Origin of the sequence: Geobacillus sp. WSUCF1 (assembly GCF_000422025.1) — a bacterium.
Taxonomy (GTDB): Bacteria; Bacillota; Bacilli; order Bacillales; family Anoxybacillaceae; genus Geobacillus; species Geobacillus zalihae.
Genome location: NZ_ATCO01000019.1, coordinates 1 through 19,935 on the forward strand (window position 1 = coordinate 1; position 19,935 = coordinate 19,935).

Annotated in this window: 21 protein-coding genes and 4 pseudogenes; 14 read left to right on the forward strand and 11 right to left on the reverse strand. The window is 52.8% G+C overall.

Features of this window, described 5'->3' with window-relative positions; all coding sequences use genetic code 11:
* Positions 1-321: 321 nt before the first annotated feature.
* Entirely contained in the window at positions 322-957 is a 636-nt protein-coding gene (locus I656_RS13295) for an FMN-dependent NADH-azoreductase (RefSeq protein WP_011232895.1), read from the forward strand.
* A 485-nt stretch (positions 958-1,442) separates the two neighbouring features.
* On the opposite strand, the gene I656_RS13290 is transcribed toward I656_RS13295, so the two are convergent.
* Positions 1,443-1,961, reverse strand: a complete 519-nt coding sequence (locus tag I656_RS13290; protein WP_015376093.1) for a type II toxin-antitoxin system PemK/MazF family toxin — start codon at positions 1,959-1,961, stop codon at positions 1,443-1,445.
* Positions 1,962-2,112: 151 nt separating this feature from the next.
* On the opposite strand from I656_RS13290, the pseudogene I656_RS17590 reads away from it, so the two are divergent.
* Positions 2,113-2,208 (forward strand): annotated as a pseudogene (locus I656_RS17590) (FMN-dependent NADH-azoreductase); the annotation flags it as partial.
* 173 nt (positions 2,209-2,381) lie between these two features.
* Positions 2,382-4,292 carry a SpoIIE family protein phosphatase gene (locus tag I656_RS13285; protein WP_033004748.1) on the forward strand — a complete coding sequence of 637 codons (1,911 nt, stop codon included), beginning with the start codon at positions 2,382-2,384 and terminating at the stop codon, positions 4,290-4,292.
* Positions 4,293-4,341: 49 nt separating this feature from the next.
* On the opposite strand, the gene I656_RS13280 is transcribed toward I656_RS13285, so the two are convergent.
* The 3 genes and pseudogenes from I656_RS13280 to I656_RS13270 form a co-directional block, all read right to left on the reverse strand.
* The gene (locus tag I656_RS13280; RefSeq protein WP_020753862.1) at positions 4,342-5,112 is read right to left on the reverse strand and encodes a sigma-70 family RNA polymerase sigma factor; all 771 of its coding nucleotides are present in this window, start codon (positions 5,110-5,112) and stop codon (positions 4,342-4,344) included.
* Positions 5,072-5,559 (reverse strand): annotated as a pseudogene (rsbW, locus tag I656_RS13275) (anti-sigma B factor RsbW). Before rsbW ends, I656_RS13280 begins: the two are co-directional and overlap by 41 nt.
* Complete coding sequence (locus I656_RS13270; protein WP_013146655.1) at positions 5,556-5,906, reverse strand: STAS domain-containing protein; 351 nt, start codon at positions 5,904-5,906, stop codon at positions 5,556-5,558. The pseudogene rsbW and the gene I656_RS13270 overlap by 4 nt, the downstream one beginning before the upstream one ends.
* 128 nt (positions 5,907-6,034) lie before the next feature.
* Here I656_RS13270 and I656_RS13265 point away from each other — a divergent pair, with 128 nt between their 5' ends.
* The 4 genes from I656_RS13265 (at position 6,035) to I656_RS13250 (ending at position 8,228) form a co-directional block, all read left to right on the forward strand.
* The gene (locus I656_RS13265; protein WP_015376089.1) at positions 6,035-6,418 is read left to right on the forward strand and encodes a YkvA family protein; all 384 of its coding nucleotides are present in this window, start codon (positions 6,035-6,037) and stop codon (positions 6,416-6,418) included.
* A gap of 170 nt (positions 6,419-6,588) precedes the next feature.
* The gene (locus I656_RS13260; protein ID WP_013524842.1) at positions 6,589-7,278 is read left to right on the forward strand and encodes a uracil-DNA glycosylase; all 690 of its coding nucleotides are present in this window, start codon (positions 6,589-6,591) and stop codon (positions 7,276-7,278) included.
* A gap of 13 nt (positions 7,279-7,291) precedes the next feature.
* The gene (locus tag I656_RS13255) at positions 7,292-7,591 is read left to right on the forward strand and encodes a YwdI family protein (protein ID WP_033004742.1); all 300 of its coding nucleotides are present in this window, start codon (positions 7,292-7,294) and stop codon (positions 7,589-7,591) included.
* A 265-nt stretch (positions 7,592-7,856) separates the two neighbouring features.
* Positions 7,857-8,228 (forward strand): DUF423 domain-containing protein, encoded by a 372-nt coding sequence (locus I656_RS13250; protein WP_020753867.1) that lies wholly within the window; start codon positions 7,857-7,859, stop codon positions 8,226-8,228.
* A 195-nt stretch (positions 8,229-8,423) separates the two neighbouring features.
* Here I656_RS13250 and gerQ read toward each other — a convergent pair whose 3' ends face one another.
* From gerQ to hemQ, 3 genes and pseudogenes are all read right to left on the reverse strand, one after another.
* Positions 8,424-9,008 (reverse strand): spore coat protein GerQ, encoded by a 585-nt coding sequence (gerQ, locus tag I656_RS13245; protein WP_020753868.1) that lies wholly within the window; start codon positions 9,006-9,008, stop codon positions 8,424-8,426.
* Between the two features lie 18 nt (positions 9,009-9,026).
* Positions 9,027-9,473 (reverse strand): cell wall hydrolase, encoded by a 447-nt coding sequence (locus tag I656_RS13240; RefSeq protein ID WP_011232884.1) that lies wholly within the window; start codon positions 9,471-9,473, stop codon positions 9,027-9,029.
* Positions 9,474-9,678: 205 nt separating this feature from the next.
* A pseudogene (hemQ, locus tag I656_RS13235) lies at positions 9,679-10,424 on the reverse strand (hydrogen peroxide-dependent heme synthase).
* 228 nt (positions 10,425-10,652) lie between these two features.
* On the opposite strand from hemQ, the gene pta reads away from it, so the two are divergent.
* Positions 10,653-11,633, forward strand: a complete 981-nt coding sequence (gene pta / locus I656_RS13230; protein ID WP_020753870.1) for a phosphate acetyltransferase — start codon at positions 10,653-10,655, stop codon at positions 11,631-11,633.
* Between the two features lie 199 nt (positions 11,634-11,832).
* Positions 11,833-12,683, forward strand: a pseudogene (locus I656_RS0114635) (biotin/lipoate A/B protein ligase family protein).
* Positions 12,684-12,822: 139 nt separating this feature from the next.
* Here I656_RS0114635 and I656_RS13225 read toward each other — a convergent pair.
* On the reverse strand, positions 12,823-13,476 hold the full coding sequence (locus I656_RS13225) for an RsfA family transcriptional regulator (RefSeq protein ID WP_020753874.1): 654 nt from the start codon (positions 13,474-13,476) through the stop codon (positions 12,823-12,825).
* Positions 13,477-13,651: 175 nt separating this feature from the next.
* Here I656_RS13225 and I656_RS13220 point away from each other — a divergent pair, with 175 nt between their 5' ends.
* The 3 genes from I656_RS13220 to I656_RS13210 all read left to right on the forward strand — a co-directional run bounded on the left by I656_RS13220 (position 13,652) and on the right by I656_RS13210 (position 15,854).
* Positions 13,652-13,879 carry a DUF1450 domain-containing protein gene (locus tag I656_RS13220; protein ID WP_011232879.1) on the forward strand — a complete coding sequence of 76 codons (228 nt, stop codon included), beginning with the start codon at positions 13,652-13,654 and terminating at the stop codon, positions 13,877-13,879.
* A 144-nt stretch (positions 13,880-14,023) separates the two neighbouring features.
* Positions 14,024-15,322: an HD domain-containing protein gene (locus I656_RS13215; protein ID WP_013524829.1), complete on the forward strand. Its 1,299-nt coding sequence runs from the start codon at positions 14,024-14,026 to the stop codon at positions 15,320-15,322.
* A 13-nt stretch (positions 15,323-15,335) separates the two neighbouring features.
* Positions 15,336-15,854: a YwgA family protein gene (locus I656_RS13210; RefSeq protein ID WP_020753878.1), complete on the forward strand. Its 519-nt coding sequence runs from the start codon at positions 15,336-15,338 to the stop codon at positions 15,852-15,854.
* Positions 15,855-16,036: 182 nt separating this feature from the next.
* Here the strand turns inward: I656_RS13210 and I656_RS13205 are convergent, their stop codons facing one another.
* Complete coding sequence (locus tag I656_RS13205) at positions 16,037-17,338, reverse strand: NCS2 family permease (RefSeq protein WP_033004744.1); 1,302 nt, start codon at positions 17,336-17,338, stop codon at positions 16,037-16,039.
* Between the two features lie 98 nt (positions 17,339-17,436).
* Positions 17,437-17,625, reverse strand: a complete 189-nt coding sequence (locus tag I656_RS13200; protein ID WP_025949649.1) for a 2-hydroxymuconate tautomerase — start codon at positions 17,623-17,625, stop codon at positions 17,437-17,439.
* A 131-nt stretch (positions 17,626-17,756) separates the two neighbouring features.
* On the opposite strand from I656_RS13200, the gene I656_RS13195 reads away from it, so the two are divergent.
* Positions 17,757-18,425 carry a site-2 protease family protein gene (locus I656_RS13195; protein WP_013146641.1) on the forward strand — a complete coding sequence of 223 codons (669 nt, stop codon included), beginning with the start codon at positions 17,757-17,759 and terminating at the stop codon, positions 18,423-18,425.
* 45 nt (positions 18,426-18,470) lie between these two features.
* Positions 18,471-18,962: a YwhD family protein gene (locus I656_RS13190; protein WP_033004746.1), complete on the forward strand. Its 492-nt coding sequence runs from the start codon at positions 18,471-18,473 to the stop codon at positions 18,960-18,962.
* 131 nt (positions 18,963-19,093) lie between these two features.
* Here I656_RS13190 and I656_RS0114640 read toward each other — a convergent pair.
* A partial coding sequence (locus I656_RS0114640; protein WP_033004747.1) for a penicillin-binding transpeptidase domain-containing protein occupies positions 19,094-19,935 on the reverse strand: 842 nt, incomplete at its 5' end.

Sequence of the window (19,935 nt, forward strand, 5' to 3'; positions counted from 1 at the left end):
GATGGAAGGAAAACCGATTTACTACGATGGAAGCGGCCATCTGCCTGGCAGTGATGAAAACGCTGTCAAAAGCGAACCGTTTACACTCACCGATGAGATACGAAAACAAATCAGCGGCAACCCGTTTGTCGTGGAACAAAGCGAGTAACATTGCCTTGGAGAAAGGCAATTTTTTTTTGCGGTCAAATTGTTTGCCAAGCGTTTCGGACCTTTATATAATTATCTTTTGTTGGAGATATTTGAATTCAAAACAATTGTATGCCGCTTGAACAAAGTGCAAACACTAAAGTGCCGAGATCATCACGAAAGGGAGTATGCATCATGACAAAAGTATTGTACATCACCGCCCATCCGCACGATGACACGCAGTCTTACAGCATGGCGGTCGGAAAGGCGTTCATTGAGACGTACAAACAAGTGCATCCGGATCATGAAGTCATTCATCTCGACTTATACAAGGAATACATTCCGGAAATCGACGTCGACGTGTTCAGCGGCTGGGGCAAACTTCGCTCCGGGAAATCGTTTGAAGAGCTGTCTGACGAAGAAAAAGCGAAAGTCGGGCGGATGAACGAGCTGTGCGAGCAGTTTATTTCCGCCGACAAATATGTATTCGTCACGCCGATGTGGAACTTTTCGTTCCCGCCGGTGTTAAAGGCGTATATTGACGCCGTGGCGGTCGCCGGCAAGACGTTTAAATATACGGAACAAGGGCCGGTCGGATTGCTTACTGATAAAAAAGCGCTCCACATTCAAGCGCGCGGCGGTTTCTACTCCGAAGGCCCGGCGGCGGAAATGGAAATGGGCCATCGGTATTTAAGCGTCATCATGCAATTTTTCGGTGTTCCGTCATTTGAAGGGTTGTTTGTCGAAGGGCATGCGGCGGTGCCGGAAAAGGCGGAAGAAATTAAAGCGAACGCCATCGCTCGGGCGAAAGACTTGGCGCACACGTTTTAACGGGAGGGCTGGTATTGCGCGGAAAATGGCCGCAAACTTGGCTTGGGAGCCTCTTCATCCGGAGAGGCTCCTTTTTTATTGGACAAACCAAACGGCCGTGACGTTCATATACGCTGGCGGGGAGCCGTATGGTATAGCCTGATCAATAAAGTCCCTATTTCTTCGTGAGAAATTTTCCTCGATAAATACATAAAACCCCAGCACCGAAGTACTGGGGCAAAAACCATGAATTCCCCGCTGACGGGGTGAAATGGCCTGCGACGCGGCAGGCAACTTATCATTAGGTTATGATTCTCTTGGCGATAATATGCAAAGAGAGGAACCATTTAGGCTCCTCTCCGTTGTCAAAACAAACGAATCCACGTTTTTTCACGTGTGAAATGGTCTGTGACGAGACAGACAACTTATTTTGTACTCTAAGTATAGAAAAAACCTAGGGAAATGTCAATACGTCATAAATACGTCGTCAATACATTGTAAATACGTTACAGGTCAAATACCCATTTTACACGGTTCATAATCTTATTTAAGTCATCCTCGTTTATATTGCCGATATGTTGCTTTAATCGTACTTTGTTTACGGTCGTTAATTCTTCTACCTTTACCGCGGAAGTCTGAGCTAAAAAAGGATAAACTTCCTTTCGAAGAAAGTAATGTGTCTTGAAACGAGGCACTACTTTGGTTTTCCCTTTCCGATCTGTAACGGTTTTGGTTTTTAATTTTGTAGATAAAGGAGCTACCTTAACGTTTCCGGATGTGCGGTTAATCCAGTCATTAGAAAGAACAAGCACCGGCCGCTCTCCGTTTTGTTCTGTGCCGATATTTTCCCCGAGTTCACAAGTGAAAATAGCTCCTCGTATGATCGGGCGCTTCATCTGCGTTTGCTCATTCTCAATCCATTCGTTTGCTAAAGCAATCTTCTTTGGATGCCATTCATCTAGTTTTACCTTTTTGTCCACTTTGTTTAAACGTAATCGTTCGCGTTGAATAGCATCTGATTCCATTTTATTCCCCCCTTTCCCTTCGTTTTATACCGCCACGCTCATGATTGTATCACATCTTGTCCTTAAAGTTCGGCCACGCTGCAATATTTTTTTGCGCTATACATTCCCATTATTTTGTCGTTGCAGGATATCTCCCATCACCAATAGAATGGTATTTGTCGAAGGGCATGCGGCGGTGCCGGAAAAGGCGGAAGAAATCAAAGCGAACGCCATCGCCCGGGCGAAAGCCTTGGCGCACACGTTTTAACGGGAGGGCTGGTATTGCGCGGAAAATGGCCGCAAACTTGGCTTGGGAGCCTCTTCATTCGGAGAGGCTCCTTTTTTATTGGACAACCAAACGGCCGTGACGTTCATATACGCTGGCGGGGAGCCGTATGGTATAATAAGCCATATAGAATGAAGAGTGGGGGTTCCTCGTTGGTGAATGAATACGGACGATATCGCCTAGTGCGTCTGCACAGCGCGATGGCCGTGCTGGCGGCCGGAATGTTTGGCTTGCTTCTGTTTGCGGCCGGCCGGCTGCCTGTTTCGCCCGGATTCTATCATTCTATTCATCTTGCCTTAGGGCTCGCCGTGGTGGTCGTTTGCTGGCTTGTTGCCGTGCAAGGGTGGGCCGTGTTTCCGCATACGTTGTCGCTGGAGCGGCTGATGATGGGGGCGCTGTTTTTCTCCTCAGGCTTGTTGTTTTCGCTGCATGTTGTCTTGTCTTTTGCGTCTGACGGCGCGGAGGCGCCGCTCTTTTCGCTTGCGGCCCGATTGACGCTCGCCTGGGGGCTTCTTTTTCTGTTTTCGCGCCGCGATGAGGTGATGGAGCGGAGAAGCGGACAACGGTGGCAAGCGTTTTTCGCCGCTTTTGCTTATGCGGCGGTCGTTGGGCTATTCATCCATTGGACAGCGCCGCTTTGGCCGGGAGACGGGACAAGCCGCTGGCCGCTCTGGTGGAAGGCCGGCGAGGGAATGATCGGGTTGCTCGATGCGGGCGCCGCTTTGCTTGTATGGCGTCGTTGGCGGCAAGGGAGTTCCCGGTCCTCCCTGTACTGGCTGCTGGCGTTATGGTGGTTTGCCCTCGGTCAATGGCTGCTCATGTTTGGCGGCGGCCATGCGCTGTGGGGGCAGCTGTATGAAATGGCCGGATTTTTGTATATCGTGCGTGCAATGTACGTCGAGACGGTCGAAAAACCGTACGTGGAGCTGAAACAGCACGAACAGCAACTGGAAATGATGGCGAACGCCCTTGGCGAGGGATTGATGATGTTAAACCGCGACGGCCGGATTGTTTGGATGAACCCGGAAGCCGGCCGTTTGCTTGGCCTTGATCCGGAGGAAGCGAAAGGGAAGCCGCTGTTTTCCTTTGTCTCGCTCGCCGGGCCGGATGGCGACAAGTGGGACTGGAAGCAGCTGCGCCGTGTTGTCAAACGGCTGAAAAGCGGCGAGGTGATTCGCGTCGAGGAGGAGCCGTTTCGCCGCCATGACGGCGTGTGCCTGCCGGTCGGCTACACGCTGGCGCCGGTGATGGAAAACGGTGCCCTGACAGGGCTTGTCGCTGTTTTGCGCGACATGACGGAGAAAAAAGAGAAAGAGCGGCTCGAGCGCGAGCGGGAACAGCTCGACTTTGAGCTGTCGCTTGCCGCGAATATGCAGCGGGCGCTTTTGCAGACATCATCGAAGGCGGATTTGCCTTCGTACGTCGACATCGGTGTCCTCAGCGTCCCTGCCCGGGTGTTGAGCGGCGATTTTTATCACTTTGCTGTCCATCAAACATCGGTGTCCGTCGGCATTGCTGATGTATCGGGAAAAGGCATTCCAGCGGCGATGCTCATGACGCTGATGAAATTTATTCTGGACCGGACCGTCCATTACGGAACGCAGCCGCACGTATATCTTGACCTGCTGAACCGATTCGCCTACGACTACACCGAGCCGTCGATGTTTGTCACGATGTTTGTCGGCAATTACAACGAAAAAACGCATACGTTCTCGTACGCGTGCGCCGGGCACGAACCGGCGCTTTGGTATCGGGCGAAAACGAAGCAATGCGTGCCGCTAGGCGCCAAAGGCTGCGCGCTCGGCTTGTTTCCGCAATTTTCATTTGAGACCAAATCGGTTGTGCTCGAACCAGGCGATTTTGTGCTGCTGTACACCGACGGGGTGACGGAAAAGCGTACCGAAGAGGCGGACGATGACTTTTCCGTTCTCGCCGCGATGGTCGCCCGCGTCAACCTTGATCAGCCGGCGCCGGAGATCGTGCGCGAGTTGTACGAGCATATTCAAGCGTATCATCAATACGAACAAAAAGATGACCAAACGTTGTTGCTGCTGCGCCGCCGCTAGCATGGACAGTTCGACCGCTTGATGCGTCCGGCGGCGCGATGTTTGACCGTTATGGCGAATAGGCGGCGAGCTGCCGCTTCAATTTCGCGATGGCCCGCTTTTGAATGCGGCTGATTGTCATTTGCGAGACGCCGAGCCTCTCGGCTAACGAGCGCTGCGTTTCCCCGCGCCGGAAGATGGCGTCGATGACGATTTGTTCTTGCTCGCTCAGTTTGCCGATCGCCTGCTCTAAATCCATTCGCTCGATCAGTGACTCGATTTCGTTCGCTTCATCAGCGACGAATTCACCGATCGTCGTCGCATCCTTTTCCCCGTCTTGCACCGGGGCATCGAGCGAAACGGCTTGGTAATGGTCCCGTCCGGCCAAAATTTCGATCGTTTCTTCGACCGATAAGCCTAAGTGGCCGGCGATCTCATCGAGCGTCGGCGACCGTTCGAGCTTGACGGTCAGCTCATCGATCGCCTGCTGCACTTTGCTTCCTTTTTCTTTCACCTTGCGCGGCACTTGGATGTACCATGCTTTGTCGCGCAAATAGTTTTTCATATAGCCGATCAAGCTTTTCATGGCGTATGACTCAAAGCTTGTTCCTTGTTTAGGGTCGTAATGGTCAAGGAGACGCAAAAACGACAGCCGTCCGATTTGAAACAAGTCTTCGTAAAAGTCAGGGCGGCTGCGCGCCATTTTTTTCGCTGCGGCCGCAATGAGCGGCTCGAAGCGCACGAGCAAGGCGGTCGCCGCTTCTTCCGTTTTTGTTTGTTGATAGGCGGAAATGAGGGCGTCAAGCTTGCTCTTGGACAGAGGAGGGGGATATACAGTCATGGGCATGCTCTCCTTCGCCGCGATGGCGGAATTTCGTCAGGCGGACTTCCGTTCCGCCCTTTGTGGTGACGGTGACATCGTCCATGAGCGCTTCCATCAAAAACAGGCCGAGGCCGCCAGCTTTGACGTCTTCAAGCGGCTTTGCGGACAGGGGCGCTGCTTGTTTGGACACCCGTTTGTAATCAAACCCTTTGCCCTCGTCTTTAATGATGATCGAAAGCGCATCGGCGCGCATCTCAAAGCGAAGATGAATGATGCCACCCCTTCCGTTGTACGCATGCAAAACAGCGTTGTTGCACGCTTCTGAGACGGCCACTTTCATATCTTCAATCTCTTCATAGGAAAACCCCATCTTGGCGGCCAGCCGTATAGCGTCAAACGCGCGACATCGATAAACTGCGCATCAGCTGGAATCGACAGCTGTACGACGGTTTCATGCTCTTTCATGATTGGCCCCCGATCCTTTCTGTCGTCTGATCCATTTCCGAAAAGAAGTAAGATACACCTGTTAAATCGAACAAACGTTTCACTTTTGGCGGCACATTTTCAATCATAAACGGCGCTTCTTGTTTTTTGCGTGTTTTCAGCAGTGCGACAAACATCCCGATGCCGGTGCTGTCGATATACGACAATTCTTCAAGGCGGATGACAAGCGGTTTTGATGCGTCATGAGCAAGCGGTTCGACGGCGCGTTGAAACTGTTCGGCCGTCGCTAGATCAAGCTCCCCTTTTATGTATACAACATGCCGATCCGGCTGTTCATCATGCACGATATGAAATCGTTTCCTGTCCATAGCCGTTCACCTCACATAATCAATGAGTTAGCTGGATGATGGTACGGGAAGGTTGTCCACCTTGCAATGTTTACACTACTATACCCATATTTTATACTATATGAAACAGGAAAGGGCAGGGGAACGCGATGTTCACAAAGTGGAAAGAATGGGCAAGGGTGCTGAAACGAGACATATTCGTCTTGTATTCTGCGGTTCGCGACCGGCGCGTTTCCATCTGGCTGCGGCTGTTTATGTTGGTCGTTGTGGCGTATGCGTTCAGTCCGATCGATTTGATTCCCGATTTCGTTCCGGTTCTTGGGTATATCGATGATTTGCTGCTTGTGCCGCTTGGCATTTACATAGCGCTCAAATGGCTGCCGAAAGACGTCGCTGCCGAACATCGGGCGCGGGCGGAAGAGCTTGCCAAGCACGGCAAACCGACAAATTGGGCCGCTGGGGTGCTGATCATTTTTTTATACGTGCTGCTTGGCGTCTGGCTGCTCCGCTGGTTGATTTCGTGGACATTTTGATTTTCTCTTCAATATTTTGATGGCTACGGCAGGGGATTGGCGCATTTCCTGTTGGGGAAACAGGTTTCGCTGTGGTTGCCTCAATCTGAACATTCACTTCGCTTTGACGCTGGGGTCTTTTTGGTTACAATGATAAAAGGAAAAAGCCGATGGCAAAGGAGTTGCTCGCAATGCCGATTCTCAAAAACGACTGGGCTCCGCTGCTTGAAGAGGAGTTTCAAAAACCATACTACTTGAAGCTGCGCGAATTTTTGAAAGTAGAGTACCGAACGCGGACGATTTATCCGGATATGCACGATATTTTCAACGCCCTTCATTATACACCGTATGCAAACGTCAAAGTCGTGCTGCTCGGGCAAGATCCGTACCACGGCCCGGGGCAGGCGCACGGGTTGAGTTTTTCCGTCAAGCCCGGCGTACCGGTGCCGCCGTCATTAGTCAACATCTTCAAAGAGCTGCATGATGACCTTGGCTGCTACATACCAGATAACGGCTATCTCGTGAAATGGGCCGAGCAAGGGGTGTTATTGTTAAACACGGTGCTGACCGTCCGCCGCGGCCAGGCGAACTCCCACCGCGGCAAAGGGTGGGAACAATTCACCGACCGCGTCATTGAACTCGTCAATGAAAAAGACGATCCGGTCGTCTTTTTGCTTTGGGGCCGGAACGCTCAGGAGAAAAAAGAACGGATTACGAATCCGCGCCATCTGATTATTGAAGCGCCGCACCCGAGCCCGTTTTCCGCCGCACGCGGCTTTTTCGGCCATCGCCCGTTTTCGCGGACGAACGCGTTTTTGATGAAATGCGGACGCGAACCGATCGACTGGCAAATCGAAAACATCGGCGTCCGTGCTGAATAAGGAGGGGAGAATGATGTCCATCTCGTTTGCGGCCGTTATCGCCAAGATGGAAGATGAGCTGCGGAAAGCGAGGTCCACGAACGACCTGCAGCGGGTGCGTGAACACGTCGCCGCCATTCGCGTTTTATGCGATTTGATGTTGGAAGCAACAAGCCATCCGCAGCCGTCCGCTTCGTCTGCCGCAGCCGGGCCGCTTGTCGTCGGCGGGCCGATTTCGGTTGCTGGCGGGCTTTCGCTTGGAGCCGTTTCTGTCCGGGGACGCTCCCCTGACATTGACGATGAGGCGAACGGGGAGTCGTTGTTGGATTTTTGAGGGGGCAACGAAACACCGTGGAAAACGGTCTTCTCCACGGGGAATGTTGATCAACAGAACTCCGTTGAATCGCTTGCCTTTGTTTGCGCCAAAAAACAAGAAGCGGTTCACCGGCTTGGATGCGGGTCTTGCCGGTGGCGCTCCCGATTGACCGGTTCTGTCGAGTGAAGTGGCTGACATTCATTAGTAATTTGTTGTCGGGGAACATTCCCATTATATTAATGAATGAGGGAAAACAATCTTTCATTAGAAAGGCGGAACAGCTATGAAAACATTCATCCTTCTCGGCGCGCTCAATGCGTTTTTAGCCGTCGCATTGGGAGCGTTTGGCGCGCACGGGCTGGAAGGGAAGATTCCGGATCGTTATTTGGAGATTTGGAAAACGGCGGTCCAATACCAGATGTTCCACGCATTAGGGCTGCTTGTTGTCGGATTGCTCGCTGGCAAGGCGCCGAATGTCGGGCTGATCGGTGCGGCGGGCTGGGTGATGTTCGCCGGCATCGTGCTGTTTTCCGGCAGTTTGTACGTATTAAGTGTTACGCAAATCAAGCCGCTTGGCGCCATCACCCCGTTGGGCGGCGTCGCCTTTTTAATCGCTTGGGTGATGATCGGATATGCGGCGTTGAAATGGCTGTAAGCGAAGCGCGGGCAAGGTGTACCCCGAACAGGAAATCACGCGCCGTCCCAATCATAGAAGGCACCTTTTTTGTTTCGTTTGCCACCATGATAGACAACTGGGCGTCAGCAACTTGTGATGGCCGTCGCATCGGATGAAAAAAAGCAGGCTACCCTGGGGCAGCCTGCTCATCGAACATCGGTTTTGCGCTTGCACTCAGCGCGGCGAATAGGAGGCGAGCGGCGTGGCGGAGGCACCGGCAAACGGATATTCGTAGGCGATTTCTCCTTCAAACGTGACGTAATCGAGGTAAATCATCGGGATCAAATAGCGTGTGCCTGTTTGTGGGTCGCTTAAAATGACATGGTCACGTCCAGCCGCTTCAATGACGCCGCGAAACACCTTGGCATTCCACTCACGGTTGTTTTCAAACGTCGCATAGATAGTGGCGACTTTTCCTTTGTTTAACCGTAAAATGTTTTCAATGTACGATTCTTCAATCGGCAGCATCCCTGGAATCGATGGGCCGGTGGTGGTCGGCATCGGTGTCGGGGCCGTAAACGTCGGCGCCTGCAAACCGAACGTCGGAGCGGCGGCTGTCGCCGGCGTCACGGTTGGAGCGGCAGCCGCTTGCGGATAGTAATAATACGGGTACGCCGCCGGATAGTACGGCTGCGGATACGGATAGCCGTATGGATAGGATGCATACGGTTGTTGCCGTTCTTGACCGAACGGCGAATAATAAAATGATTGTTGCTCCTCATCAGGTGGATAAAATTGATTTTCTGGATTGTTCGGCATAAAGAACCCTCCTCAATATTAAGAATAGACGCGTGGGCAGTCGGATGGAGTCGGTGCAAAAAAGCAATGCGATTTGTAGCGGCCGACGTTCCACTGGCCAAACCATTGCGGTGGGCACGGTTGACCTTCAGGTGGTTTAAAAAACCAAAGGGCGTTTGTCGCTGGGTGGTAGCGCCAACCGCGGAGCACTTGGCGGGCTAGGCCGATGTCCACTTCGCGCGCCCGTTGGTAAAAGTACCCTTTTTGCACCGCCTCAAAGCCGCCCGGGCTTTGAAACACCATTTGCCGGATAGAGCGGATGCCGCGGAAGTCAAGGCAGTCGGCGATGACGCGGTTGACGCCGACGTTGCCGACCATGAGCATCCCAAGCCGCCCGTCTCCTTCCGCTTCGGCTCGCATGAGCCGAGCCAACAACTTTACTTCCTCTTCTGTGTGGGCTACAATGGAGGGAGCGATCTGACCCATATCGTCACCTCAGTCGTTGTGAATTTCGACAGTAATAGGCTATTGGTGGAACAAGAAAATGGTGACACACGAATAGAATGTTTCTGAAGAGATTTTCTGTTTTTATGTGTATGGAGCGGTCAGGCCGCATATGACAGAAAAGCGGGATGATTGTCCAAAAAGCAGCGAAAACGAAGCAAAGCCCCGTATCGTTCGGGGCTTTGCTTCATACATGGAGGAAAGAAGGCACCTTTTCCACTGGCAGCCGGGTGCGACGAAAAATGAGCCAAATTCGCCAAAGCGGGCGCTGACTTCATCAAAGCGCATTTCATAGACGAGCTTTTTGAACTGGAGCGCATCATCTGAAAACAAGGTGACGCCCCATTCAAAATCATCCAAGCCGACCGACCCGGTGATGATTTGCGTCACTTTGCCGGCGTATTTTCGGCCGGTCATGCCGTGGGCGCGCATCAGTTCGCGCCGCTGTTCCATCGACAACATGTACCAGTTGTCGTTGCCTTGGCGCCGCTTGTCCATCGGATAGAAGCAAATGTAGTTCGTTTTCGGCAAAATTGGATACAAACGGCGGCGCACCTCTGGAATTTGGTACGGATCTTCGCTGCCGGACGCCAAGTAGTTGCTCAACTCCACGACTGAAACGTACGAATACGCAGGTAATAAATAGTCGGCGAGTTTCGTTTTGTTAAGCGCTGTTTCGATTTCATGCAGCTCATCCAGCGTCGGCCGCAAAATCATGAACAAAATATCGGCTTTTTGCCCGACGATCGTGTAGACGGCATGGCTTCCTTGCTTCTCGCTTTCCGTCGTCTCCCATTGGTCGACAAGCGCTAAAAACTCACTGATCGCTGCCTCGCGCTCTTCGTTTGGAAGTGTTTTCCACGCGCTCCAGTCGATCGTGCGGAAATCGTGCAAACAATACCAACCGTCCAACGTTTGGGCCGCTTCGCTCATCATCGTCACTCCTTTATTCAATCAATTGTACAGTACCACTATATCATAGTTTGGCCAAAAAAGCGGGTGTCCGTGCATAAAGCAAAAGATACTGAATTGTTCCAAAAGGTGAATTATTGATTGGAAGGGCTTACGATCGTTGCGTTTTCGTATCGAAGCGGTATGCTTAATGTAGAGAAAGGCTGATGCCTGGAGACAGGCGTGCCAACCGTGAAGGAGGCATGAATCGTGACAACCGATTTATTTACGGCATTAAAAGCGAAAGTAACCGATACGGGTCGAAAAATCGTGTTTCCGGAGGGAACCGATGACCGCATCTTAACGGCGGCGAGCCGTTTGGCGACGGAGCAAGTGCTTCAGCCGATCGTCCTTGGCGATGAGCAAGCGATAAGGGTGAAAGCAGCTGCGCTTGGCTTGCCGCTTGAAGGGGTGGAGATTGTCAACCCGCGCCGCTACGGCGGGTTTGATGAGCTAGTTTCGGCGTTTGTGGAGCGGCGCAAAGGGAAAGTGACAGAAGAAACGGCGCGCGAGTTGCTTTTCGATGAAAACTATTTCGGTACGATGCTCGTTTATACGGGAGCGGCCGACGGCCTCGTCAGCGGGGCGGCACATTCGACGGCGGATACGGTCCGACCAGCCTTGCAAATCATTAAAACGAAGCCAGGCGTTGGCAAAACGTCCGGCGTGTTCATCATGGTGCGCGGCGACGAAAAATATGTGTTTGCCGATTGCGCCATCAACATTGCTCCTAACAGTCATGATTTGGCTGAAATCGCGGTCGAGAGCGCCCGGACGGCCAAAATGTTCGGCCTTAAGCCGCGCGTAGCGCTGTTAAGCTTTTCCACGAAAGGGTCGGCCTCGTCGCCGGAGACGGAAAAAGTCGTTGAGGCGGTGCGGTTGGCGAAAGAAATGGCGCCGGATCTGATCCTTGACGGTGAGTTTCAATTTGACGCCGCGTTTGTGCCAGAGGTGGCGAAAAAGAAAGCGCCGGACTCGGTCATTCAAGGGGACGCAAATGTCTTTATTTTCCCGAGCCTTGAGGCGGGCAACATCGGCTACAAAATCGCCCAGCGCCTTGGCGGCTTTGAAGCGGTCGGCCCGATTTTGCAAGGGCTGAACAAGCCGGTGAACGACCTATCGCGCGGCTGCAACGCCGAAGACGCCTACAAGCTCGCGCTCATCACCGCGGCGCAGTCGCTTGGGGAGTAAAGAGGCGGCGAACTGAGCAAGAGGAGTCGGAACCGGTTCGTTTTGCCAAAGAATGGGCGATCTCTTGTTTCATGCATGGATTCGTGTCAAAGAAGGCGGCTGGCTGCTGTTTAGCCGCTTTCTTTTTTAATGGCCGTAATCGTTCCAGTTTGATGTGGTATAATGAGAGCGGAACGTTCAACGTAAGGGGTTTGCTGCGATGAGCCATGAATTGCTGCGGCAGCCGAAATGGCGGGTCATCGACCAGTCGCATTTCGGTCCGCTGTTTGATGCGAAACAATCGTTTGCCATCGATGATGCATTATGCACCGCGGTTGGTGCGGGACAGTCGGATGCGGTCGTCCGCACGTGGGTGCATGAGAATACCGTCGTCTTAGGCGCCGCTGATACGAAGCTTCCGTACATCGATGAGGCCATTTCGTTTTTGCGCCAGGAAGGGTATCGCGTCGTCGTCCGTAATTCCGGCGGGTTGGCCGTTGTCCTTGACAGCGGGGTGTTGAATATTTCGCTCATTTTTCCGGAAACGAAAAACACGATTGCCATCGAGCAAGGGTATGAGGCGATGTACGCGCTCATGGCCGCCATGCTTGCCTCATACGGCGCCGCGTTGAGGCGGGGGAAGTGGTTGGTTCCTATTGCCCTGGGAGTTATGATTTGAGCATAGGAGGCAAAAAATTTGCCGGCATTTCGCAGCGACGGGTGCGCGGCGGCGTTGCCGTGCAAATCTACCTTTGCGTCAACGGGAGTGGAGCCGCGCGGGCTGAGCTTATTCGCCGCTTTTATGAGCTCGGCCGCCAAGGAGAGAAAACGAAATTCGCCTACCCCGATGTTGTCCCAGCTGTCATGGCGTCGCTGTCTGAGCTTCTCGGCTGCGAGTTGTCGATCGATGAGCTGCTTGTCGCCCTTTGGCGCACGCTGCAGTCGTTTGGCGGCGAGCTATATTCGTCTGCCCTCGAGAACGGCGAATGGAATTGGTATGAGCAGTATTGGGCGCGCATCGTCGAGCGGAATGAAACGGCGCTCAAGGGCGAGCTCCCAGCAGGAGAATAAGGGGGCGGTCCGCCCGGCGGCAAGAGCCCGCGTTTATCGCCTGACGCCGCCGGCAGGCAAAAAGGATGCTCCGTGTCTCGGCCGCACCGGAGGAGAGTGCGATCAAGGCGCAGCCATGGACAGGGCATCCTTATTTTATTTACTCCGCGATTTTTTCCAAGTTGCCGTTCGGGTCCATACGGAAGGTCAGTCCCCGCTCTTCTTCCTCTTTTAACACCATTTTGCGCGCTCGGTTGATGATTTTCACGAGCGTCTCAAAATCTTCTTGGACGGTCGACGAATTTTCTTCTAATTTCGCAACCTTTTCTTCAAGTTCTTTATTTTTTTGCTTTAATTCTTCAATTTCGCGGCGCAGCCGCTCGTTTTCTTTGATCAGCGCCTCCCGTCTCCGCTCATGGGATTGGAACGTTTTTAAGAACGCGATCACTTGATCCAGCGTCACTTGTTGCGGCGGGGAGGATGGGATGACGGCAGGCAGCTGCATCACCTCTCCCAGCTCCTCGAGTGATGGCATCGGCGGCTCGTACAGACGCCGCTTTTTCGCGCCGCCTTGTTTGGCGAGCAGCCGTTGCCGTTCTTTTCGCTGTTTTTTTGCCAGCTGCAATGCTTCTTCGTAGCGATGGCGGACGACCGCGTTCCAGCGAAAGCCGCAGGCGGCCGATGTCCGATTCAGCTTGTCGCCGACTTCTTCAAAGGCGTTGAGCTGGGTGCTCCCTTCACGCACATGGCGCAATACGGTCTCTGCCAACAATAAATCGTCTTCTTCCGTCCAAGCGTCTTGCCGTTGTTTCATTGTTCTCCACTCCTTTTTCCCATGCTAGTAAAAGGGTGGACCAAAAGGAAAAAATTTATACGTTGCAAGTTTATGGGATTGGCAAATTACAAGGGTGAAAGCATGCCAACTTGCAATTTTCCGGAAAAAGCGGTAGAATACACAAAGCAAACGCTGCAGAAAGGGATGACGCATAATGGCAAATGAGTTTCGCGTTTGCGACGACTGCAAGGCGCCGAATTTAAAAACATTGATTCCGCGCTTGAAAAAGCTTGATCCGGATGCGGTCATCAAAATCGGCTGCCAGTCGTATTGCGGCCCAGGGCGGAAAAAGACGTTTGCCTTCGTCAACAACCGTCCGGTGGCGGCGCTGACGGAAGACGAACTGATTGATAAAATTGCCGAAAGGTTGAAAAAGCGATAACCGATCACCTTCTTTGCCGAAAGAAGGTGATTTTTTGTTTTTTCCGTCAATAATGGAGAAAGACGGAGAAAAAAGTCAACTATTTCTTTGCCAAAAGAAACGGCGTATAATAGATGTATGTTGGAGACGGAAGAGGAGGATGCGATGTATTCCGGCGGGCAGCTTGACGAAGAAAAAGTGTTTAAAGATCCGGTGCACCGATACATACATGTTCGCGACAAAGTGATTTGGGATTTGATCGGCACAAAAGAATTTCAGCGCCTGCGCCGCATCAAGCAGCTCGGCACGACATATTTGACGTTTCACGGCGCCGAGCACAGCCGGTTTAACCATTCGCTCGGCGTTTACGAAATCATCCGCCGCATCATTGACGACGTGTTTGTCGGCCGCGATCATTGGGATCATAGCGAGCGCCTTCTTTGCCTATGCGCGGCGCTCTTGCACGATTTAGGGCACGGCCCGTTTTCCCATTCATTTGAAAAGGTGTTTCGCCTCGACCACGAAGATTTTACACAGGCAATCATTTTAGGCGATACAGAAGTGAACGCCGCCTTGCGCGAAGTGGGCGACGATTTTCCGCAAAAAGTGGCGGAAGTGATCGCCAAAACGTACCCGAACAAGCTTGTGGTGAGCCTCATTTCGAGCCAAATTGACGCCGACCGGATGGATTATTTGTTGCGCGATGCCTACTACACCGGCGTCAGCTACGGCTATTTTGACATGGAGCGCATTTTGCGCGTCATGCGCCCGCGCGAAGACCAAGTCGTCATCAAACGAAGCGGCATGCATGCGGTCGAGGATTACATCATGAGCCGCTACCAAATGTACTGGCAAGTGTATTTCCATCCTGTGACGCGCAGTGCGGAAGTCATTTTAACGAAAATTTTGCATCGGGCGAAAAAGCTGTATGAAGAGGGGTATCGTTTTCAGACGAAGCCGGTCCACTTTTTGTCGTTTTTTGCAGGCAATGTGTCGCTTGGCGATTACTTGGCGCTGGATGAGGCAGTCATCTTGTTTTACTTCCAGCAATGGCAATACGAACGGGATCCGATTTTAAGCGATCTGTGCCAGCGGTTTGTCCGCCGCCGCCTGTTCAAATATACGGAGTTCCATCCGACGAACGAGCAAATGGAGAAGCTCATTGAGCTGACCGGTTTGTTTAAAAAAGCGGGCATCGACCCGGACTACTACTTGGTCGTCGATTCGTCCTCGGATTTGCCGTATGACTTTTACCGGCCGGGCGAGGAAGGCGAGCGCCTTCCGATTTATTTGTTGATGCCAAACGGGGAGCTTCGCGAGCTGTCGCGCGAATCGGTGCTCGTTGACGCCATTTCCGGGAAACGGCGCACCGACCATAAGCTGTATTTCCCAGCTGATTTCCTGGAAGACTTGTCGACGAAGCGGACAGTGAAGAAAAAGATTATGGAAATTTTAAAGGGTTAGGAGATGACGGAGAGTGCTCACAGAGCATGCGAAAGTAATGAAGGCGTTGGCGGCCGCCGGGGAAATTGCCGGCCGCAAAAAGCTGCAAAAAATGATCTACATCGCGAAAAAGCTCGACTTTCCGTTTTATGAGAAGTTTGACTTCCACTTTTACGGCCCGTATTCGGAAGAGCTGACATGCCGCATCGAAGAGCTGTGCGCGCTCGGCTTTTTGCATGAAGTGAAAGAGAAAAAGAGCGGTTATATGCAATATCGCTATACATTGACCGAAGCGGGCGAACAGTTTTTGCGCCATTATGACTGGGACATGCCGGGCTTGGCGGAGTGCATGCAAGCGATGAACGAACAAAATGCCCGTTTTTTGGAACTTGTGTCCACCGTACTTTATTTTGAACATTTGCCGAAAGACGAAGTGAAAGAGAAAATTGCGGTGTTAAAAAGCAAGCAGCGCTATACGGAAGAAGAAATCGATGAGGCGTACGCGTACATTGAGGCGCTGCGCAGCCGATGCCACAACAAAGCCCGCGTGTAGGCGGGCGGAAAAAGCTGCTTCAACGTATCATCAGTTGGCCATAGACGAAAAGGGGCTGACCCAAAAGGCCGTCTGTCTTCAGGATAGACACAAAATATAGTGCGAAAGAAGCGGTTAGTGCGTATATATGAGACGAAAGAGGGTGTCCCGATCCTTTTGGGACACCTCCTTCTTCTTTTTGGTTAATGCGGCAAAAACGCCAGCTGCAAAAAGAACAGCACGGCAAGCACGTACAGCAGCAACGGCACATCGCGCCAGCGGCCGCGGGCGATTTTTAAGAGCGGGTACGAGATGAAGCCGAGCGCGATGCCGGTCGCGATGCTGGAGGTGAGCGGCATGCTTAAGATGATGAGAAAGGCTGGGAACGCCTCGTCCAGTTCGCGCCAATTGATATGGGCGATGTTGCTGATCATCAAGCTTCCGACGATAATGAGCGCCGGGGCGGTGATGGCGGATAACCCGGCGACCGCGCCAACCAGCGGGCTGAAAAAGGCCGCGATGACAAACAGTACAGCGACGGTGAGCGCCGTCCAGCCGGTGCGTCCGCCAGCGGCGACGCCGGTTGACGACTCGATGTACGCCGATGTCGGGCTTGTGCCAAACATGGCGCCGATGGTCGTCGCGACCGAGTCGGCCAAGAGCGCCTCGCGGGCGCGCGGCAGCGTGTTTCCTTTCATCAGCCCGGCTTGCTGGGCAACGCCGATCATTGTGCCGGTCGTATCAAACAGCGTGACAAGCAAAAAGGAGAAGACGACCGCGTACAAACTATGACCGATGACGTCCCCGATGGCCGCGAATGGATTGGTAATGATCAGCCCTTCTGGAAGCGACGGCAGCGAGACGATACCTTTGTCAAAGTGAAGCTGCCCGGTCGCGTAGGCGATGACGCCGGTCGCGACCATGCCGTAAAAGAGCGCGCCGTTGACGCCGCGCATCATGAAAACGAGCGTCACCGCCAGGCCGATGAGCGTCAACACGGCCGACGGGGCATGCAAGTTGCCAAGCGCGACCAAATTTTGCGGATGGGCTTGGATAATTCCGGTCAGCCGCAGGCCGATAAAGGCGATAAACAGCCCGATGCCGGCGGTGATGCCATGTTTTAAGCTGTCGGGGATCACTTCGATCAGCTTGCTGCGGAGCGGGGTGAGCGACAGCAACAAAAACAGCAATCCCGCGACAAACACAGCGGAAAACGCGGTTTCGTACGAAATGCCGCCGTGCGAGCCGACGACGGAATAGGCAAAATACGCGTTCAGCCCCATGCCGGGGGCAATGGCGATCGGATAGTTGGCGAATATTGCCATCCACAGCGTGCCGACGACGGTCGCGATGACGGTGGCGGTGAACGCCTGTTCAAACGGGACGCCGGCGTCTGATAAGATGACCGGATTGACGACGATGATGTACACCATGGTGAAAAAAGTCGTCAGTCCAGCGAGAAACTCTGTTTTGCGATTGCTGGCATGGTGCGGAAGACGAATCATAGGCAACCTCCTAAAGGCGAACAATATGAAAGACAACTATAATAATATTCGTTTTTATTCCAAAAAGCAACGGGGACGCCCGATGGCGCCCCCGTTTGTTACTCCGCATCGCTCAGCCGTTTTCCAGCGATGGCGTAATGGTCTTTCGTCATTTCCTCGATGAACACAACAACGCTCTCTTTTTTCGCCCCGGTTGTCTCTACAACGGCGTCGGTCACTTTTTCCACCAGCGCTTTCTTTTGCTCATCCGTGCGGCCGGCGAGCATTTTGATCGTGACATACGGCATCATCATTCCCCCATTTCCTTGTCGAGTGCTGTCGCGCTTATTATACCATGGAACCGTGAAGTTCAGTCCACTTTTGGCGGTAAATCATGTATACTAAGGATAGTGAATACAGGGGAAAAGGAGTTAATCAAGTGGAACACATTTTGCCGTATTCGTTAAGCGAAATTCCGTACGTGCTGTTGACGCTGGCGCTGGCGTTTTCCGTGCATGAGTTCGCTCATGCATACGTCGCCTACAAGTTCGGCGATCCGACGGCGAAAAACGAGGGACGGCTGACATTGTCACCGTTTGCCCATTTGGATTTGCTTGGCACCCTGCTGATTTTTCTCGCTGGGTTTGGCTGGGCGCGCCCGGTGCCAGTCAATCGCTTTTATTTCAAAAATCCGCGCCTTGCCGGCATTCTCGTGTCAGTTGCCGGACCGCTGAGCAACCTCGTGCTTGCCGCGCTTGGATTTGTCATTTGGTACGCGATGATCGATTTCGGCATCATGCGGGCGCTGCCGGATTGGTTTGCGGCCGGGTTTGATCTGTTTTTCCAAATTTTTATCAGCTTGAACGCTGTCTTGTTTGTGTTTAATTTATTGCCGTTTCCGCCGCTTGATGGGTATCGTATTATTGAAGACTTGGCCCCGGATGGGCTGCGGGCGAAAATGACGCAATGGGAAAACTACGGGGCGCTCATTTTTCTTATCCTTGTGCTCACGCCGCTTGACCGATATACGATTGAGCCGGTGTTTCAAGTGGCGCTGCCGTTTGTATTGGAAAATTTGCAGTCGTTGGTCGCCAATTTGTTTATGTAAGGAAGGAGGAACAAGCGGAATGGAGCAAAAAAAAGAAAAAAAAACATCGGCTTTAATATCATCAAAGACGATCCGACCGACGGGCACCGCGGCTTTGGCGCCGGGGCGTTGAGCTTAGAAAACGTTTCGCCGGTCATCATTGACGTCGAAGCGGGCGAAGCGTTCGTCGATATGGGGGCGATGCATGCCCGCAGCTCTGTTGAGCGCGGCATCAAGTTTTTGCCGGACCGTTCCGCCGTGCCAAACGGCAAGCCGTATTGGATCGTCTGGGTGACGATCGAGCGCCGTGAAGACGGCCCGTATTACGCCGGGGTGACGGCGTGCGAAATGACGATCGACCGTGAGGCGCGCCGCGGCTATAAGTTATTGCCGGAACATGTGAACCGGCTCGATAAATCGCTAAAGCGGCACATTATTGTCGATCATATGGACGCGAAATCAAAACGGGTGCTCGCCGACTTTTTGAAAGGGCACGACATTGGGATGTGGAACCGTTCGAGCGACAAGCTGAAACAAGATTTGGAAGTGGAAATGTGACGGTTTTGTGAAAAGATATGGGCAAGGGCTTGTTCTCGTTTGGAAAAAAGGATAAACTAAATCTACATGTATAACACAGGAAAACTAGGACAAGAAAATCCCCTGCGGGCAAACGCAGGGGATTTTCTTGTTTAAAACCATGGGAACCATTTCTCGAACCAGCTTTTTCCGTCTTCTTTTTTCTTCTTTTTCTTTTCCAAATGGTCGGTGCAATAGTCGGTCGGTTCTGTACCGATGAGATAGTACGTTTTTCGTTTCACCGGACAGGAGTCGGTGGCCAGCTTGCCGTTTTGCGGGTCGATGTAGACGCCGATGACGCCTTTGGTCGGTTTGAACGATTTTTTCGGTTCGCCGGCGAGGCTTTGTTCCATAAAGTGAACCCATATTTGTTTGGCATATTGCCTTTCCGCAGGACGATCCATCGTTTCCCCGCGGTCGTAGCCGGTCCAGACGCCGGCGACAAGTTGCGGGGCGAACCCGATCATCCAACTGTCCGTTTTCGTCGTTCCCGACTTGCCGGCGTACGGACGCGTGATGTCATCGATGATGGACTGCCCGGTGACGGTTGTATAGCCGTTAAGCTTTGGGTCGAACATCCCGGTCATTAAATGGGTCGTCACAAACGCCGCGTCGCGGTCGAGCACTTGCCGGCTCTCCGGCTTATGTTCATATAGCACGTTTCCGTTTGCATCCACGACTTTTTGAATAAACACCGGTTCGGTTTGTTTGCCGTAGTTGGCCAGCGTGCTGTACGCGGCGACCATGTCGATCATTTTCACCGGCGATGTGCCGAGCGCCAACGACGGCACTGCTTTCAATCTGCTTGTGATGCCGAGCGCTTTCGCTGTGTCGACGAGTTTGTCGGCGCCGATGAACTGGAGCGTTTTCACCGCAAAGACGTTGTCGGATACGGCGAGCGCCTCGGCGAGCGTGATCGGGCCGTTGGCATAGTAGTCATTGTAATTATGGGGGG

Bases quoted from the DNA above. Each gene is read 5' to 3' on its own strand.
- I656_RS13215 (WP_013524829.1), top strand. From the start codon at position 14,024: ATGTATTCCGGCGGGCAGCTTGACGAAGAAAAAGTGTTTAAAGATCCG.
- I656_RS13240 (WP_011232884.1), bottom strand. From the start codon at position 9,473: ATGGGTCAGATCGCTCCCTCCATTGTAGCCCACACAGAAGAGGAAGTA.
- I656_RS13200 (WP_025949649.1), bottom strand. From the start codon at position 17,625: ATGCCGTATGTCACGATCAAAATGCTCGCCGGCCGCACGGATGAGCAA.
- gerQ (WP_020753868.1), bottom strand. From the start codon at position 9,008: ATGCCGAACAATCCAGAAAATCAATTTTATCCACCTGATGAGGAGCAA.
- I656_RS13270 (WP_013146655.1), bottom strand. From the start codon at position 5,906: ATGGACAGGAAACGATTTCATATCGTGCATGATGAACAGCCGGATCGG.
- I656_RS13260 (WP_013524842.1), top strand. From the start codon at position 6,589: ATGCCGATTCTCAAAAACGACTGGGCTCCGCTGCTTGAAGAGGAGTTT.
- I656_RS13250 (WP_020753867.1), top strand. From the start codon at position 7,857: ATGAAAACATTCATCCTTCTCGGCGCGCTCAATGCGTTTTTAGCCGTC.
- I656_RS13280 (WP_020753862.1), bottom strand. From the start codon at position 5,112: ATGACTGTATATCCCCCTCCTCTGTCCAAGAGCAAGCTTGACGCCCTC.
- I656_RS13290 (WP_015376093.1), bottom strand. From the start codon at position 1,961: ATGGAATCAGATGCTATTCAACGCGAACGATTACGTTTAAACAAAGTG.
- I656_RS13255 (WP_033004742.1), top strand. From the start codon at position 7,292: ATGTCCATCTCGTTTGCGGCCGTTATCGCCAAGATGGAAGATGAGCTG.
- I656_RS13225 (WP_020753874.1), bottom strand. From the start codon at position 13,476: ATGAAACAACGGCAAGACGCTTGGACGGAAGAAGACGATTTATTGTTG.
- I656_RS13220 (WP_011232879.1), top strand. From the start codon at position 13,652: ATGGCAAATGAGTTTCGCGTTTGCGACGACTGCAAGGCGCCGAATTTA.
- I656_RS13205 (WP_033004744.1), bottom strand. From the start codon at position 17,338: ATGATTCGTCTTCCGCACCATGCCAGCAATCGCAAAACAGAGTTTCTC.
- I656_RS13295 (WP_011232895.1), top strand. From the start codon at position 322: ATGACAAAAGTATTGTACATCACCGCCCATCCGCACGATGACACGCAG.
- I656_RS13265 (WP_015376089.1), top strand. From the start codon at position 6,035: ATGTTCACAAAGTGGAAAGAATGGGCAAGGGTGCTGAAACGAGACATA.